The organism is Sphingobacterium sp. UBA3519, from assembly GCF_002377215.1.
Lineage (GTDB): Bacteria > Bacteroidota > Bacteroidia > Sphingobacteriales > Sphingobacteriaceae > Sphingobacterium > Sphingobacterium multivorum.
On record NZ_DFPI01000010.1, the window covers coordinates 282,803 to 300,413 of the forward strand.

19 protein-coding genes are annotated in these 17,611 nt (G+C 38.9%); 13 read left to right on the forward strand and 6 right to left on the reverse strand.

The features are described from left to right. Positions 1–53 precede the first annotated feature (53 nt). Entirely contained in the window at positions 54–404 is a 351-nt protein-coding gene (locus tag B3297_RS05170; protein WP_046674047.1) for a HesB/IscA family protein, read from the reverse strand. 285 nt (positions 405–689) lie between these two features. On the opposite strand from B3297_RS05170, the gene glyA reads away from it, so the two are divergent. From glyA to purE, 8 genes are all read left to right on the forward strand, one after another. Continuing rightward, positions 690–1,961, forward strand: a complete 1,272-nt coding sequence (gene glyA, locus B3297_RS05175; protein WP_046674046.1) for a serine hydroxymethyltransferase — start codon at positions 690–692, stop codon at positions 1,959–1,961. A 541-nt stretch (positions 1,962–2,502) separates the two neighbouring features. Then, positions 2,503–3,099, forward strand: a complete 597-nt coding sequence (locus B3297_RS05180) for an RNA polymerase sigma factor (protein ID WP_046674045.1) — start codon at positions 2,503–2,505, stop codon at positions 3,097–3,099. A gap of 458 nt (positions 3,100–3,557) precedes the next feature. Beyond that, a complete protein-coding gene (locus tag B3297_RS05185) occupies positions 3,558–4,253 on the forward strand; it encodes a zinc metallopeptidase (RefSeq protein ID WP_070562330.1) in 696 nt (231 codons plus the stop codon). A 133-nt stretch (positions 4,254–4,386) separates the two neighbouring features. Then, a complete protein-coding gene (ffh, locus tag B3297_RS05190) occupies positions 4,387–5,727 on the forward strand; it encodes a signal recognition particle protein (protein WP_046674043.1) in 1,341 nt (446 codons plus the stop codon). Between the two features lie 334 nt (positions 5,728–6,061). Beyond that, the gene (locus B3297_RS05195) at positions 6,062–6,652 is read left to right on the forward strand and encodes an NADH-quinone oxidoreductase subunit A (protein ID WP_201639725.1); all 591 of its coding nucleotides are present in this window, start codon (positions 6,062–6,064) and stop codon (positions 6,650–6,652) included. A gap of 2 nt (positions 6,653–6,654) precedes the next feature. Beyond that, a complete protein-coding gene (locus B3297_RS05200; protein WP_046674041.1) occupies positions 6,655–7,158 on the forward strand; it encodes an NADH-quinone oxidoreductase subunit B in 504 nt (167 codons plus the stop codon). Positions 7,159–7,189: 31 nt separating this feature from the next. Beyond that, positions 7,190–8,332 carry a 5-(carboxyamino)imidazole ribonucleotide synthase gene (locus B3297_RS05205; protein WP_201639724.1) on the forward strand — a complete coding sequence of 381 codons (1,143 nt, stop codon included), beginning with the start codon at positions 7,190–7,192 and terminating at the stop codon, positions 8,330–8,332. Positions 8,333–8,340: 8 nt separating this feature from the next. Beyond that, positions 8,341–8,850, forward strand: coding sequence for a 5-(carboxyamino)imidazole ribonucleotide mutase (purE, locus tag B3297_RS05210; protein WP_046674039.1), 510 nt, complete (start codon positions 8,341–8,343; stop codon positions 8,848–8,850). Positions 8,851–8,896: 46 nt separating this feature from the next. Here purE and B3297_RS05215 read toward each other — a convergent pair whose 3' ends face one another. The 4 genes from B3297_RS05215 to bshA form a co-directional block, all read right to left on the reverse strand. After that, positions 8,897–9,880, reverse strand: coding sequence for a sugar phosphate isomerase/epimerase family protein (locus tag B3297_RS05215; protein WP_236586123.1), 984 nt, complete (start codon positions 9,878–9,880; stop codon positions 8,897–8,899). Between the two features lie 230 nt (positions 9,881–10,110). Continuing rightward, entirely contained in the window at positions 10,111–10,674 is a 564-nt protein-coding gene (frr, locus tag B3297_RS05220; RefSeq protein ID WP_070566206.1) for a ribosome recycling factor, read from the reverse strand. Between the two features lie 28 nt (positions 10,675–10,702). Then, positions 10,703–11,407, reverse strand: coding sequence for a UMP kinase (pyrH, locus tag B3297_RS05225; protein WP_046672284.1), 705 nt, complete (start codon positions 11,405–11,407; stop codon positions 10,703–10,705). A 73-nt stretch (positions 11,408–11,480) separates the two neighbouring features. Continuing rightward, positions 11,481–12,623 (reverse strand): N-acetyl-alpha-D-glucosaminyl L-malate synthase BshA, encoded by a 1,143-nt coding sequence (gene bshA, locus B3297_RS05230; protein ID WP_046672291.1) that lies wholly within the window; start codon positions 12,621–12,623, stop codon positions 11,481–11,483. 361 nt (positions 12,624–12,984) lie between these two features. On the opposite strand from bshA, the gene B3297_RS05235 reads away from it, so the two are divergent. The 5 genes from B3297_RS05235 to B3297_RS05255 all read left to right on the forward strand — a co-directional run bounded on the left by B3297_RS05235 (position 12,985) and on the right by B3297_RS05255 (position 17,295). After that, positions 12,985–13,704, forward strand: a complete 720-nt coding sequence (locus B3297_RS05235) for a DUF1003 domain-containing protein (protein WP_070566208.1) — start codon at positions 12,985–12,987, stop codon at positions 13,702–13,704. After that, positions 13,701–14,105: an alternative ribosome rescue aminoacyl-tRNA hydrolase ArfB gene (arfB, locus tag B3297_RS05240; protein ID WP_286778536.1), complete on the forward strand. Its 405-nt coding sequence runs from the start codon at positions 13,701–13,703 to the stop codon at positions 14,103–14,105. The genes B3297_RS05235 and arfB overlap by 4 nt, the downstream gene beginning before the upstream one ends. A 150-nt stretch (positions 14,106–14,255) precedes the next feature. Beyond that, on the forward strand, positions 14,256–14,624 hold the full coding sequence (locus tag B3297_RS05245) for a BlaI/MecI/CopY family transcriptional regulator (protein ID WP_115047324.1): 369 nt from the start codon (positions 14,256–14,258) through the stop codon (positions 14,622–14,624). A 75-nt stretch (positions 14,625–14,699) separates the two neighbouring features. Next, positions 14,700–16,388, forward strand: a complete 1,689-nt coding sequence (locus tag B3297_RS05250; protein ID WP_286778537.1) for an energy transducer TonB — start codon at positions 14,700–14,702, stop codon at positions 16,386–16,388. Between the two features lie 16 nt (positions 16,389–16,404). After that, on the forward strand, positions 16,405–17,295 hold the full coding sequence (locus tag B3297_RS05255; RefSeq protein WP_070566215.1) for a hypothetical protein: 891 nt from the start codon (positions 16,405–16,407) through the stop codon (positions 17,293–17,295). A 23-nt stretch (positions 17,296–17,318) separates the two neighbouring features. Here the strand turns inward: B3297_RS05255 and B3297_RS05260 are convergent, their stop codons facing one another. Then, a complete protein-coding gene (locus B3297_RS05260) occupies positions 17,319–17,609 on the reverse strand; it encodes a chaperone modulator CbpM (protein WP_046672278.1) in 291 nt (96 codons plus the stop codon). Between the last annotated feature and the right edge of the window lie 2 nt (positions 17,610–17,611).

The following is a 17,611-nucleotide window of genomic DNA, read 5'->3' on the forward strand; positions in this document are numbered from 1 at the left end:
AAAGGGACTACCTATGGCAGTCCCTTTCTTATTTCATTTGTACTGAAATTCAGTTATGCTGAAAAACTGCTTCCACATCCGCAGGTACTTGTTGCATTGGGGTTATTAAATGTGAAGCCCCTTGCATCGAGTCCCGATTTGAAGTCGATTTCCATTCCGGCAAGATATAGGCCATGTGCTTTGTTCATAAAGATGCGGATTCCTTGAATTTCGTATTCGTTATCGCCGTCCTTTTTCTGGTCAAAGCCCAAGATATAACTCATACCGGAACAACCGCCGCCTTCAACACCGACACGTAAACCAAAATCATCAGAGATTTCTTGTTGATCCTTTAATTTATTTAGTTCCTTGATTGCCCCCTCTGTTAAAGAAACAGGAGCAACTGCTGTATGTTCTGTACTCATTTTAATAGTGTTTTAGCCAATCCAATACAAAAATACATTTTTTTAACGGCAAATTGCTTGACCTGGATTTTTTGACATTTTCGAAACATTCAATTCTTTGTCCGCTTATTTTGTCCGATAGTACCATAAAATGATCCCGACCTAATTAGGTAATTCGCATTAATAAGGCTGTTTTTCTAAGAACATTTAATTAAATAGGACTTTTTGTCGATATTCTTTATGGAATATGCTATCTTTGAGGCATTAAAATAAACTACAAAATTTACTTTACAACATTTAAAAACAATGGAAAGAGATCAAGCCATTTTTAATTTAATAGCTGATGAGCTTAAACGCCAAGAAGAAGGTATTGAATTAATTGCTTCAGAGAACTTTGTTTCAAAACAAGTGATGGAAGCTGCTGGTTCAGTGTTGACAAATAAATATGCAGAAGGCCTCCCAGGAAAACGTTACTATGGAGGTTGTGAAGTTGTGGATGAGATCGAAACCATCGCAATTGACCGTGCAAAACAATTATTTGGCGCAGAATGGGTAAATGTTCAGCCTCACTCTGGTGCTCAAGCAAATGCGGCTGTTTTTTTGGCGACAATCAAACCTGGCGACAAAATTTTAGGTCTTGATTTATCTCACGGTGGTCACTTGACACACGGTTCGCCAGCGAACTTATCGGGTAAGATCTATCAACCATTATTTTATGGTGTAAAAGAAGACACTGGTTTAATTGACTATGAGCAATTGGAAGAAACAGCGCTTCGTGAAAAACCAAAGATGATTATCTGTGGTGCTTCTGCTTATTCTCGTGATTGGGATTACGCACGCATCCGTAAAGTTGCAGACGAAATTGGTGCTATCGTGATGGCAGATATTTCTCACCCTGCAGGTTTAATCGCGCGTGGTTTATTGAATGATCCACTTCCACATTGCCATATTGTTACAACAACGACGCACAAAACGCTTCGTGGCCCTCGTGGTGGTATGATCATGGTCGGTAAAGATTTTGAAAATCCATGGGGTATCAAAACACCTAAAGGTGAAATCCGTACAATCACACAATTATTGGATTTAGCTGTATTCCCAGGTACACAAGGTGGTCCTTTAGAACATACAATCGCTGCTAAAGCAATCGCTTATGGTGAGGCTTTATCCGATGAGTATATGGAATATATCGTTCAGGTAAAGAAAAATGCAGCTGCATTGGCGCAATTCTTTGTAGAAAGAGATTATAAGATCATCTCTGGTGGTACAGACAATCACTTGATGTTGGTGGATCTACGCAATAAAGATATTTCTGGTAAAGAAGCCGAAGCTGTATTGGGTAAAGCGGGTATCACAACAAATAAAAATATGGTTCCTTTCGATACACGTTCTCCTTTTGTGACTTCAGGTGTACGTTTTGGTACTGCTGCAATCACTACACGTGGTATTAAAGAGAATGAAATTATTCAAATCGGTGAATTGATCGATGAGGCATTGAAAAATGCATCTAATGATGCGCAACTGGATTTGATCCATGGTAAAGTAAAAGCAATGATGGCTGAGTTCCCATTGTATAAATAAGACTTTTTCCATAGGAATAGAAAAAGCGGAATTACCGATGCGGTGGTTCCGCTTTTTTATCCCGTCTTTTTTTCTACTGCTATTTTAGAAAGAATAGTTCCGTTACAGTCTCGTATCAACTTAACTTTTTAGACGAACTTAACAACAATCTTATACGGACTTTAAACGGATTTTATAGGTATTCATCCGAATGAGGTCCCTATAAGGTCCCTATTAGCTCCCTATAAAGTCCGTATGAAGTAGTAACTTTAAAACTTGTTATTTTGGAGCTGTTCGAGGTTGTTATTCCATCTTGTCTGAAGGGGCGTACTGTGGTCGAAGAACCTTTATTTTGGAATTATGAGGTAGATAACTTATTTTTAAATGTTAAAAAATCTTAAAATAAATTGTAATAATTTGATTACTCATTTATTTTACGGTAATTTGGTTTTAGATTAATTGATTGTTTTACAATAAGAAAGGATAGTTTATACGGCAAACATTTACATTTTAACACAGAACTGATAATTTATTTGCGAACTGCTAAAAAAGTAAGTGACGTATGAGACTTTTAAAAAGTAAAAGCGATCAAGAGTTGATCCAAATGTATGTCGGCGGCCAAGAGTCCGGTCTAGAGGCATTGTTGAATCGATATAAATCGAAAATATATACTTCCATATATATGAAAGTTAAAGATGAATATCTTGCTGAAGATATTTTCCAGGAGACTTTCATAAAAATCATCAACACCTTAAAATCCGGTAAATATAATGAAGAAGGTAAATTTTTACCTTGGGCTATACGTATAGCGCACAATATGATTGTTGACTTTTTTAGAAAAGCAAAACGTGCTCCGAATATTGTGAATGCCGACGGGTTTGATATTTTTGAGGTGCTCGAATTTAGTGATGAAAGCGCAGAGTCAAAAATGCTCAAACAGCAGGTTGATGTAGACCTTAAAAAAATGATTCAAAAGCTTCCGGACGATCAAAAAGAAGTGCTTATTATGCGTCACTTTTGTGATATGAGTTTTAAAGATATTGCGGAGATAACCGAAGTAAGTATCAATACTGCTTTAGGGAGGATGCGCTACGCATTGAGCAATTTACGTAAAATGATTGAAGGTACTGATCTTACCCTGCAAATGGGCTATTTATAATAAAGGGGGCATTTTTTAATGCCCCTTTTTATTTGCATTCCTAATTGGAGCCATAGGAAGTCTCGACGCTTTTGTAGTTTCTCGTCTTTTGTCTTAGTTTCTCATCTTTGTCTTAATAGTATAGCAAGGCTACAATCCGTTGAGCATCGTGTTTTCAAAAGCCATTTGCTTCAATAATAAGCTCCCTGATCGAACTTGAAATAAAACGCATCTCCAATACTCACCGATGAGACTACATCTTGGATTCTTGTTAAATAGCGCAGGTGTTTCACTGTACGAAGCTGAAAATGGAGTCTGCCCAAATGATCTGGCAATTATGTCATGTGGAGATCAGATGAACCTGTTCTTTTTGTCAGGTCAAAGACTTTTTTTATCTTAGAAATTCATGCATATGCCTTTTTTCGACGATTGGAATAAGGTTTGATAGTCATATAATAAAATAAAACGATTGAATAGCTATGTACTTGATTTTATTTATTGGAATAATGGTGGTAAGCCTGATTGTCCAAACAAGATTCAAAAACAAATTTAAGAAATACGCCGAAATGCCTTTGAGCAATGGGATGTCTGGAGCTGAGATTGCGCAAAAAATGTTGAATGATAACGGTATATATGATGTAAAGGTAGTGTCTATTCCAGATCGCTTGGGAGATCACTATAATCCGTCAGATAAAACCGTAAATTTAAGTCCTGAAGTTTACAGTGGCCGCAGTGTTGCAGCTGCAGCAGTAGCGGCGCACGAATGTGGCCATGCTGTACAGCACGCCAAAGCCTATAAATGGTTGGGATTCCGTTCGGCAATGGTTCCGATGGTAAATGTGGCCTCTAAAATGACATCATGGGTATTGATGCTGGGTGTTATGCTATTTGCTTTTTCCAAAGGGGGTAACCCATGGCTTTTAGCTGTTGGAGTGGGGGCTTTGGCTATTACGACCCTGTTCTCTTTTATCACCTTGCCCGTAGAGTTTGATGCGTCGAACCGCGCACTGGAATGGTTAAACCATGCTGGTGTAACCTATAATGGCGAAGAACATGACGGTGCGAAAGATGCTTTGAAATGGGCAGCGATGACTTATGTCGTAGCGGCGTTAAGTGCGTTGGTAACACTTTTGTATTATGCGTCTATTTTATTCGGTGGCCGTAGAAGTGATTAAATACGGATATTGTAACTTTATCCTACAAAAATGTGATTATTTTTCATAGTCGCATTTTTTATGGGGTGTTAATGAGGTTACTATAGACAATTTTTTTAACTTTGCTGTTTATATAGAATAAGATTCAGATTTTATGTTTTCAAATCTTCAAGATAAGTTAGATAGGGCCTTTAAAGTATTAAAAGGACAGGGGAGTATTACCGAGATCAACGTTGCAGAAACGATGAAAGAAATTCGCAAAGCGTTGTTGGATGCCGATGTGAATTATAAAACTGCCAAAACTTTTACCGACGATGTTAAACAAAAAGCTTTAGGCGAAAATGTGCTGACAAGTATTTCCCCGGGCCAATTGTTGACGAAGATCATGAACGATGAGTTGACAGCTTTGATGGGCGGATCTGTTACGGAGCTTGAGACTGGAAAAAATCCAACAGTCATTCTAATTGCGGGTTTGAATGGTGCTGGTAAAACAACTTTCTCCGGTAAGTTGGCCTTGTACCTTAAAGATAAAAAGAATAAAAAACCATTGTTGGTGGCTGGTGACGTTTATCGCCCTGCAGCGATCGATCAATTGGAAGTGCTTGCCGAACAAGTGGGCGTACCAGTGTATGTGAATCGTGAATCTAACGATCCTATTGCGATTGCCAAAGCCGGTGTGGAAGAAGCAAAACGCAATGGAAATAATGTCGTAATCATCGATACAGCCGGTCGTTTGGCCATCGATGAGCCTTTAATGGTTGAGATTACAGCAGTTAAAGAGGCGACAAAGCCAGACGAAATCCTATTTGTTGTGGATTCAATGACTGGTCAAGATGCCGTGAATACAGCTAAGACGTTCAACGACCGTCTGGACTTTACAGGTGTAGTATTGACTAAGTTGGATGGTGATACACGCGGTGGTGCAGCTTTATCGATTAAATCTGTCGTTAATAAGCCTATCAAGTTTATTGGTACAGGTGAAAAGATGGATGCATTGGATGTATTCCACCCTGATCGTATGGCCTCTCGTATTTTGGGTATGGGTGACGTGGTATCCTTAGTGGAACGTGCACAGCAACAGTTTGACGAGAAGCAAGCCGCAGAGCTCCAAAAGAAAATCCGTAAGAATAAATTCGATTTCAACGATTTTAAATCCCAGATTCAACAAATCAAGAAAATGGGTAATATGAAAGACCTCATGGGAATGATCCCTGGCGTTGGGAAAGCAATGAAAGATATTGAAGTCGATGACAATGCTTTCAAACCCATTGAAGCGATTATCGATTCCATGACACCTTTTGAACGCGAAAACCCAGATGTCATTGATCAAAAACGTCGTTTACGTATTGCGAAGGGATCAGGTACTGATATTAATGAAGTGAATAAGTTATTGAAACAATTTGGTGATATGCGTAAAGTCATGAAGCAGATGTCTAATCCGGCGATGGCGGCTAAATTGATGCGTAATATGCCCAAAATGCCAGGAAAAATGTAATTTTTGGAGAATAGTTACATCATAAGAAGGGCATCGTTTTATACGATGCCCTCTTTTTTTTCTGAAAATGTCTGATCTTATTGGCCAGAAAGAACCTTCAGTCCGCTTTCATTGCTGTTGGTGTCTGCAAAGTCATGAAGGTTTTGAACATGGCATTGCTCTTTCGATTAATTTTCGGTTGCTGCTAAGTGCTGCACCAGATGAATTGGGGACTGCTTGCAGACCGGATACGGGGCATTAATGCCTTAAAATTCGAACTGTTTTTAAAGAAATAATTCGTAATTTCAAGTTCCTCACCCGAGTAAACGAAATATTTGTTAAATTTGTAATTATTATGGATGACCCCGCGCAATTATCGGAATACGGCAAAATCCTTATCATTCTGCTGATAGGGGCGCTGTTAGTCTGTGCGACCATTTTTCTAGCACGTTTAATCTCTCCGAAAAAGAATAATCCCATCAAATCTGGTACTTACGAATGTGGAGAGGATCCCATTGGTTCTTCTTGGGTTCAGTTTAATCCACGGTTCTATGTTATTGCCCTTGTATTTTTACTTTTTGATGTAGAACTTATTTTTATTTTTCCATGGGCCACTGTATTTGGACAGTCCGAATATATTGCGGCAGATGGAAGATGGGGGTGGTTTACCATGATTGAAATGGCTATGTTCATTGGCATTTTAATTTTAGGATTGGTTTTTGTTTGGAAAAAGGGCGATTTGGAATGGGTTAAACCGAATGTGTCCTTACCTAAAGTTCCTGTAGCTATCCCGGATAGTGCCTATGCAAGCCTGAATAGTAGGACGTATCAGGTGCGTGATTATGCAGGTCTTGGAGATGAAACTGTCGCGCACAAAACGACGACAGATGAACAGGTGTCGACGCCGAAACCAGCCTTTAAACCTCGATTTAAAAAACCTGAGTAAGCATGAGTTTAGATAGTCAATTGCAGAATAATGGTGTTATTGTTGCCAAATTAGATGATTTGCTGAATTGGGCAAGGTTGTCTTCAATGTGGCCCATGAGCTTTGGTATTGCTTGCTGTGCCATTGAAATGATGGGGGCAATGGCTTCAACGTATGATTTAGACCGGATGGGCGTATTCCCAAGGCCTTCTCCACGGCAATCCGACGTGATCATTATTGCTGGAACGGTTACTTTTAAGATGGCCGATCGTATCAAGAAACTATATGAACAGATGCCCGATCCTAAATATGTTATCTCGATGGGCTCTTGCTCCAACTGTGGCGGTCCATATTGGCAGCATGGTTATCATGTGGTCAAAGGGGTAGATCGAGTGATCCCTGTGGATGTTTATGTCCAGGGCTGTCCGCCACGTCCCGAGGCATTAATTGGTGCTTTTATTGAGTTGCAAAAAAAGATAGACAAAGAAAGCTTGTTGGGTGAGCAATTGTTCAGCGGAAAAGCTTAAAAGATAAATTTTATAAGATTTTAAATCAATTATGGCAAAAGATTTTTATGGTGAATTGCAATTGGGTATTCTTGGCGGTGGTCAACTGGGAAGAATGCTCATCCAGGAAGCCATTAATTACAATGTAAATGTTCATGTATTGGACCCGGATAAGAATGCTCCTTGTCGCAAGTTGTGCAATAAATTTGAATGTGGTTCATTGGGCGATTTTGAAACGGTCTATAATTTCGGTAAGGATTTGGACATGATCACGATCGAGATTGAGAAGGTGAATGTAGATGCTTTAGAGAAACTGGAAGGCGAGGGCGTTATCGTGTACCCACAATCACGTATCATTCGTCTGATTCAAGATAAAGGTCTGCAAAAGCAATTTTTTAAACAAAATGATATCCCCACTTCGGCATTTCAATTGATATCCAATAAAGATAATTTAGTGAATGCCTCGTTAAACTTACCCTATATCCAGAAATTGCGTAAGGATGGATACGATGGGAAAGGGGTAAAGAAGATTGTTAACCAACAAGATATACAAGATGCTTTCGAAGAACCCAGCTTAATTGAAGAATGGGTAGATTTTGAAAAAGAAATTGCGGTCATTGTTGCCCGGAATGATAAAGGTGAGGTGTCTACATTTCCAATGGTAGAGATGGAATTTAATCCTCAGGCTAACTTGGTGGAATTTTTGATTGCGCCGTCTTTGTATGGTGTAGAGATCCAACAACGCGCTGAGGCTATAGCAAAAAAGATTGCCGATGATCTACAGATCGTGGGTATATTGGCTGTAGAGATGTTCCTAACGAAAAATGGTGATATTCTGGTCAATGAATTGGCTCCGCGTCCGCATAATAGTGGTCACCAGACCATAGAGGGTAATTATGTGTCGCAATTTGCACAGCATTTAAGAGCTATCTTCAATCTACCGTTAGGTGATACCAGATGCAGAACGAACGCCGTTATGATTAACCTGTTAGGTGAACCTGGCTATGAAGGATTGGCCAAATACGAGGGTGTAGAAGAGGTGTTGGCAATGGAAGGCGTATATATCCATTTATATGGAAAGAAATATACGAAGCCATTCCGTAAGATGGGCCATGTTTGTATTATCAATGATGACCGGGAGAAAGCGATCTTCAATGCAAGAAAAGTACAAGAAATATTAAAAATTAAAGCTTAAACAATACTATGTCAGTCAATAATAAGGCCCAGGTAGGCATTATCATGGGAAGCAAATCAGATCTTCCTGTTATGCAGGATGCGATAGATGTGCTCAAAACCCTTGGGGTGGAATTTGAGGTAACGATCGTCTCAGCACATCGTACACCACAACGTATGTTTGATTATGCCAAAAATGCAGCATTTCGTGGTTTGAAAGTTATTATTGCTGGAGCGGGTGGTGCGGCGCATTTGCCCGGAATGGTCGCTTCAATTACACATTTACCTGTAATAGGCGTACCTGTAAAATCATCAAATTCCATTGATGGATGGGACTCGGTACTTTCTATCCTTCAGATGCCCAATGGTATTCCTGTAGCAACTGTCGCTTTAAATGCGGCGAAGAATGCAGGTATATTGGCAGCTCAGATTCTGGGTACACATGATGAAACAATCAGCAAGAATATCATCGAATTTAAAGAAGAGTTGGCGAGAAAAGTAATCGAGACCGCAGTAGAAGTCGAAGATACCGAATTCTAAGCTGACAATCTTACAAAATAAAAAAGGGGAGCATTGCTCCCTTTTTTTATTTTGTAAGATTTGCCTGAACATAATCGTAACTTTTTTTGAGACTTTCGATCTTATCTGGCATATAGATATTGTCTTGCTCGACAAATGCATATTTAAGTCCGGCTTTATTCTTTTCTTTGACGATTTCAGGGAAGTTGATGCTTCCGGTCCCCACTTCGGTATACTTGATGTCATTGAAGATTTGCTCAATCGGCAATTTTCCATCTTTGGGCCATTCAATGGGATTGGATTTTGTTTTATCCATATCTTTGACATGCCATAGTTTAAAACGGTTGGGGAATTTTTCAAACAAGGCTATCGGGTTTTTACCCGCTTTTTCTGCCCAGAAAAGGTCTAATTCAAAATCGACCAAATCAGGTTCAGTGAATGCTAACATCACCTCTTCACCGGTCGTATTATTGCCCAGATCCCTAAATTCCCAGAAATGGTTGTGGTAGGCAACTTTTAGACCCAATTTTTTAGCCTGTTCACCAGCTTTATTCAATTGCTCGGCAGCATAGAGATAATCATCTTTTTTCAATGCATTCAGATCAAACATCGGTGTCACAGGAGCAATTACATATTCTTGGCCAAGTTCTTTTGCTGCATCAAAATAAGCCGCAAGATCTTCTTTGTCGGTATGCGCTTTACTGAGGTATTTGGACATATCGTAATGGCCTGAATGTGTTTTTAGACCGTTATCATCCAATATTTTCTTCAACTCTTTGTAAGGCAATTTCCAGAACTGCTTGGCTGTGGCGTCTATCCCATAGAGCTCAACATGTTTATACCCAATTTTGGCAATTTGTTCCAAAGATCCTTTCGGATCTTTATCCATTAAATCGCGAATGGAATACAGCTGTACGCCTATATTCTGTAATGGATTGTCGCTGATTGCACCGGCTTTATTTTGACAAGATATAAAGTTGGGCACCAGATAAGCTGCCGAAAGACCTATTCCAGCTTGCTTTAAAAATTGACGACGAGAATTGTTCATCATATAATTGATTACTTGTTAGTGTACAATGTACAATTATTTGTTCAGAAATCAATGGTACAACAGGGAATATTTTTGAAGTGTATGCTGAATCTTAACCCATAAAATTTTTGGAAGGTCAATGTCTTGTAGGTTGGGAAGAGTTCTTTTTAGGGGAGGAGTGCGGAGTTCTTCACACCAATAAAAAAGGTCTGAATATTTTTCAGACCTTTTTTCTATTCAAGTAGGAAAACTTAAACAGTCATGATATCTTTTTCTTTCAGTTCAGCCAATTTATCAACTTTTACAATGAATGCATCTGTTAATTTTTGAACTTCACCTTCAGCAGTTTTGATTTCATCTTCAGAAGCGCCGTCATTTTTTAATTTTTTGATGGATTCGTTGACATCTTTACGGATATTACGTACACCAATACGGCCTCTTTCAGTTTCTTCTTTTACTTTCTTAACCAAATCACGTCTTCTTTCTTCTGTTAAAGGAGGAATATTCAGACGAATAACGATACCGTCATTCTGTGGGTTGATTCCTAGGTTAGCGTCAGTGATAGCTTTTTCAATTGCGTTGATGAGCGATTTTTCCCAAGGTTGGATAACAATAGTCCGTGCATCAGTTGTATTGATGTTGGCCACTTGTGAAAGTGGAGTGGCGCTACCATAATAGTCTACTGAAATTCCATCTAACATCGATGGAGAAGCTTTACCCGCACGAATTTTAGTTAATTCGGATTCGGTGTGAGCAACTGCTTTGGACATCTTGTCTTTACAATCGTCCAATTCAATTGAAATTAGTTCGTTCATATAAGATTACGTTTTTTACAGATTTAAATTATTTAACCACAGTTCCGACATGTTCACCATTAGCAAGTTTCAATAAGTTGCCTGGTTTGTTCATATCAAATACGATGATCGGTAATTTGTTTTCTTGACAAAGGGTAAAGGCTGTCATATCCATAACATTTAATCCTTTCTCATAAACCTCTGTGAATGATATTTCTTCAAATTTTGTTGCAGTAGGATCTTTTTCAGGATCTGCGGTGTAAATACCATCCACACGGGTTCCTTTCAATACGGCATCCGCATTGATTTCGATTGCACGCAAAGATGCAGCGGTATCCGTTGTGAAATAAGGGTTTCCTGTACCAGCTCCGAAAATAACAATACGGCCTTTTTCCAAATGGCGTACAGCTCTTCTGCGAATAAATGGTTCGCAGATTTGCTCCATTTTGATCGCAGTAAGCAAACGTGTCTTTTTCCCAACTTTCTCAAGCGCATCTTGAAGTGCCATGCTGTTGATGACTGTGGCAAGCATGCCCATATAGTCTGCTTGAACACGGTCCATGCCTGATTTTTCGGCGCTTAGACCACGATATATATTACCGCCACCGATAACAATTGCAATTTCTAAACCTTGATCGTGAAGTTCTTTGATATCATTAGCGTATTGTGATACACGGTTAATATCGATACCGTAGCTTTGGTCACCCATTAAGGATTCACCGCTAAGTTTTAATAAGATACGTTTGTATTTCATAATTGTTTTTTTGGAAATTTTCCAAAGGTCAAAGATAAAATATTTTTTTTATCCCTTAAGCCTAAAATAATATTTATTGTGCTTTTATTGTTTGATTAATGACTTCTCCGTAATACTGTTCATATAAAGGCATAATATTGGACAATTGGAATTTTTTCGCATGATTTAATGCCGCTTCCTTAAATTTTTCTAAGCGCTCTCCATCTTCCAAGATATAAATCGCATTCTTTGCCATATCTTCAACATCACCAACAGCACTGAGAAATCCAGTGACGCCGTTTTCATTCAGCTCAGGTAACCCTCCAGTATTGGAAGAGATAACTGGAACTTGACAAGCCATGGCTTCTAAGGCCGCAAGACCGAAACTTTCCGAACTTGAAGGCATCAGAAATAGATCTGATACAGACAATATTTCTTCCACTGCATCCTGTTTCCCCAAGAAACGGACGTCCTTGCATACATCAAGTTCTCTGGATAGCTCTTCTGCATTTCGACGCTCAGGGCCGTCACCTACCATCAATAATTTGGAAGGGATAACATCATGTACTTTCTTAAAAATACGGATGACATCTTCTGTATTTTTGACTTTTCTAAAGTTGGACGTATGGACCAATATACGCTCATTGCCGGGGGCAATGGCTTTTTTGAAATGTGACCGATCTTTATTGCTAAATCTGTCGAGGTCAATAAAGTTGGGAATCACTTTGATATCGCGCGTAATATCAAAATATTGAAGCGTCTGATCTTTCAGATTCTGTGATACAGCGGTTACGCCATCGGACTGATTGATGGAGAATGTTACGACCGGACTAAAACTCTTGTCTTTGCCAACCAATGTAATATCCGTCCCGTGTAAAGTCGTCACGACAGGAATATTAATGCCGTAGGTAGTGAGTAAGATCTGTTTGGCCATAAATGCCGCTGATGCATGTGGAATGGCATAGTGGACGTGGATCAAATCCAACTTTTCGAAGCGAACAACATCAACCAGTTTGCTGGCTAACGCAGATTCATAGGGTAGAAAATCAAAAAGAGGATACTGCGAAACAGCTACCTCATGATAGTATAGGTTTTCAGAAAAGAAATCCAGACGTGCAGGTTGTCGATAGGTTATAAAATGAATCTCATGTCCATTTGCGGCCAAGGCCTTTCCTAGTTCGGTTGCAACTACACCACTTCCACCAAAGGTGGGATAACAAACAATTCCTATTTTCATCTGCGTAATTATGTCTGAGCGCATATTTTAACGGCATCCCGTTATAAACGCTGTTTATTTTTTGTTAAAAGGCTCCCGGGAACCTCGTGTTAGTACTTTGATTGTCGTTGTTCAAGACTCGCAATGTCCATTACATACAAACGCTATTCATTCATGTGGCACCGACGAAGTTCTTTAGCTTGACAATTGCCCTCTTATTTTACTTTATGATAATAAGGTAAATTGAAGATGCTTATTCCTGAATTTTGTGTTGCAAATTTCGTCTATTTATGCGTAAAATAACAAAAACCAATTGCCATAGTTTTGTGAATTTTTTGATTGGTTAAAAAGCACTATCTTTAAATAGATATTAAATCGGTATATGGATAACTTTATAAGTGATATTTCAGGACAGCAATTTCCTTCGGAACAACGTATTTTGGGGGCTTCAATCCGACAACCCATTTTTAAGCTGATAAAAAAGGAATATCCAGGTTTTAGTAAGGACAAGTATATCGCCGCAAGTGAGTTGACACGATTTAAAGAAACTTATATCGCCGAATTTCTGAAAGATGAGTCTGGACAGTTAAGTCAATTGGATCAGCAGGTCATCAACAGTTTTAAGGAAAATAAAGTGATCAGCGCAAGTTTGGATGGAGATAATATGGAGCCAGTCAGCGTAGGAGACCGGGTTGCCGATAAAGTGGCTGAGTTTGGCGGAAGCTGGACCTTTATTATTTCCTTTGTCTTATTTTTGATTGTCTGGATTGCGGCCAATATCTTTTGGTTAAATAATAAAGGCTTTGATCCTTATCCCTTTATTTTACTGAACCTGATTTTGTCCTGCGTAGCTGCTTTGCAAGCTCCAGTTATTATGATGAGTCAAAACAGACAGGAAGATAAGGATCGTGAACGTGCAAGAAATGACTATATGGTCAACTTAAAGGCTGAACTCGAAATCAGGGAATTGCATGAGAAAATAGATCATCTCATTATCCGCAAAGAACAAGAACTTGTCGAAGTACAACGGGATCAAGTGGAAAAATTGAGCTTTCTATTAAAAAAGATGGAAAAAATAGAAGAAGCATTTAAAAATAAATGAATTTAGAAAGAGTAATAGGAGAACTTACGTTTAAGTTTTCCAGATCGGGTGGAGCAGGTGGACAACATGTAAACAAGGTGTCATCGAAAGTATTGTTGCAGTGGGATGTTGCGCTATCCACAGCTGCTTCTGTTGAAGAAAAAGCAATGATTTTCAACGCGTTGGCAAACCGTATCAATAAAGAAGGAATACTGCAATTGGAGTGCGATATCGATCGGTCGCAGATCCGTAATAAAGAAATCGCAATCGATCGCTTTAAGCGTATAGTGGAAGGCGCACTTGTGCCAGCAAAACCCCGTAAAAAAACCAAAACTCCGTATTCGAGTGTGCTGAAAAGACTGGATCGAAAGAAACAGCAGTCTCAATTGAAAGCCTCAAGGAAAAAGAATTTCGACGAATAAAGATGACAATATCACGTATTGTTGTAAATTAATTGTTTAATTATCAGTATTTTGTATTTTAAACTAATTTATTAGTTGTAAAACTATGATTTTAGTTATAACTTGTGTATTGATTTATTATTTTGGTATTTATTTTATTCCTGAGGAGTTATGGAGGATTTTAAAGAGTTAACGAAAGCTGAGGAGCAGATTATGCAAGAGCTCTGGGAGATGGGCCGTGGCTTTGTCAAAGAAATTATTGATCGACTTCCGGAGCCGAAACCGGCCTATAACACGGTCTCGACCATCGTTCGTATTCTCGAAACAAAGGGCTTTGTAAGGCATGAATCTTTTGGTAAAAGTCATCAATATTTACCAAAGATTTCAAAACAGGAATATAAGAAAGGTATCACAGGAAAGTTATTAACGAATTATTTTGATAATTCGCCCAAGCGTATGCTCTCTTATTTTTTGGAAGAGAATAGGCTGGACATCAAAGAACTTGATGACATCTTATCGATCATCGAACGTAATAAATAACAACCAATACCCTTTTATAAACTTTTTGATTATGATTTCTTATTGATTGTCAATATTTCATTGATTATCAGTTTTGTGCTCTACAAACTGATTTTTAGAAAACTTACTTTTTTTCAATGGAACCGGATCTATCTGATTGGAATGGTTGTATTTTCCTTATTAGCTCCTGTGGGTATTTTTATTGAATTACCCAAGACGGAAATGATTTCCAATCATATTCCACAGGTCGACTTAGGAACATATATGGATGTCGAAATCGGGAGCCCGATCGAAAAAAAACCTCTTTTTTTGTTGGATATTCTTGCCAAGATCTATTGGATAGGAGCGGGAATCGCCTTTTTTTTCTTGGCGATACGGATCAAGCAACTTGTTCGGGTATTGCGTTCTTCTCCTGAGTACCTGAGTTTTTCTTTTTTTAATCGGGTTGTGATTGGAAAATCGATTAAAAACAAGAAGAATATTGCATGGCATGAGCAGGTTCATGCTGAGCAGGGACATTCCTATGATTTACTGTTGATTGAGCTACTTAAAATTTTCAATTGGTTCAATCCTGTTGTGTATTTCTTTCAAAAGGAAATAAGGTTTCAACACGAGTATATTGTAGATGAAATTTGCTCGACCGATAAAGTGGCTTATGCAGAAATGCTGGTTGCTCATGCATTACGTACAGATCAATTGGCTTTTTCACATGAGTTTTCCAATCATTCTTTTTTAAAGCAGCGCATCACGATGTTATTTAAAGATAAATCTGTACAAAGACAACGCTTGTTATATGTGATTGTGCTGCCCATGTTATTGGTGGTAGCGGGGTCTACGTTGGTCTTTAATACGAGTAGGGCCAAGGCTATGGTAGCGGATGTAGAAGAAAGCGTTAATGGCTTAACTGTGACTGATGAGCAGACATTGCCGAGCCAGTCTGAGGAGCTGAAAAATGGACAGGTAAATGAAGACAGTAAGGTCTACAAAGATCCTGAGATCATGGCTATTCCAGTTGGAGGAATGAAAAAGTATGTCATGGGATTGAGCAGTAGAATCCACGTGAGTGATGAAGCAATCAAAAATAATATGATCGGGGTAATTGTCATCTCAGCCATCGTGGAGAAAAATGGTGAGTTGAGCCATATAAAGGCTAAGAATGATTTGGGCTATGGCTTGGCATCCGCTGTGGAAAATGCTGTAAAAGCAAGTGGGAAATGGAAACCTGCAATCGTCAATGGGAAAGTCGTTCGATCGCTGCTTTCCTTACCCGTTACCGTTGGCGGAAAAACGACGTACTATTGGGAGGAAACTGACACATTGGGCAGAAAGGTCCGGATGTCATCTCATTCATTCCCGGGCGCTGAATCTGGTGAAGAGACGGAAAAACAACTCAAGGAAGTAAAATCGATAAGGACGGAAGATGAGAGCGACCGCTGGAATCTTTCATTGGATTTTCAGTCCGATTTAGTAACTTTTGATAAAGTTGAGGTGCAACCAACACCTATTGGGGGAATGCGATCTTTTATGATCTGGGTAGGCGATAATTTTGTTTTTCCGGAAGCAGCAATTAAACGGGAGGTTAATGGCATTGTTGAAGTGGCTTTTATTGTCGAAAAGGATGGCAGTTTATCCCATGTTGATGTAAAAAAAGATCTTGGTTATGGAACCAAAGAGGCGGCATTGGAGCTCCTAAAAGGTGCGAAAAAATGGAAACCGGGATTAGTTAACGGTAAACCGGTACGCGTGGCTTACACATTGCCGATTCGTTTAAATTTAAAGAAGTAAAGATTAGATCATAAATATGCAGAGCAGATTCATTCAAATTTTCTATTTTATTGTGGTTTTGGCCATGCTTTCTTCCTGTAAGTCCTATAAAGTGGTTCCCAACGGTTTTGCTGTACAAGGTGATGAGTATTTTGTTAATATTAACAAAGAGCTTACGGTATTCCTCGGGGATGATATTATGGAGGATAAAAATTGGCAAGGTAAGACTAATCCGATTAATGCAAAGCAGGTTGACAATCGATTTCGTCGTGTATTACGCCATTTACGCTATTCAGATACCGCGTATCAGGTTTTGTTTTCTGGACATCTGGAAGGAAAATATCAGTATGACATGCTTGCTGTAGTCAACAACTCGCCAAATGTAAAAGGGAAAAAAAATCACCTACTTGATTTAAGTTCTTTTCAACGGGAGCAAAATAAGGAGGGACGATATTTTTATACAACTACAACTTTTAAGGGGCAAAAGCTGCTTCATTTTGTAATTCCGTTTAATGGGCGCCTTTGGCAAGAGAAAATGGTGTCGCTGATCTTTCTTTTCCCGGAGGATTTTACCGATATCGCGTGGGCGAAGGATGTAGTGATGTCTAATGTTGCTATGTATCGCGATCGTTATAAATTTACCCCGAGCCGCACAGAGATTTTATGTCCTGATGATGGTAGTAGCCGTTCGCATTTAGATTATAAAATTCCGGAAGAAAAGGTGAATAAAACAGGTTACATGTTAATGAAAGCTTATGGTGAAGTTGACGGAGAACGAAAACTGGTTGTTTACCGCGTGATGAAGCCTGGTGATTTTTATGGTTCCTTTGTGACTTGTAAAGGGGATTATGAAATTCTATATACCACATTGCAAGACAAGATTGTTTGGCAGACCAAGGTGAATACAGAGCGGGATGTCAAATTCTAACGAAATAAATTGAAAGCCTTGGATCAATAATCCAGGGCTTTCAATTTATTCTTTAAATGTGAAATTTCATTTTGGAGCTGTTCAACTTTCTCCAATAGGTGACTGGCAACCTGAATTCCGGCAGGATTTACTTCAAGATCATAGTAGAGATTTGAAAAGCGTTCCAATTTTTGGAGCTCTTCTTCATCAATATATTGTTCTTCTTGTTGAATGACAATATGTATGAGTCCGTATTCCTCCATGGTTTGCAGGAATGTTGTTTCAACCTTTCTGGACTGGCAGAAGTCGATGACTTTAATGAGTGTCGTTTCCATAA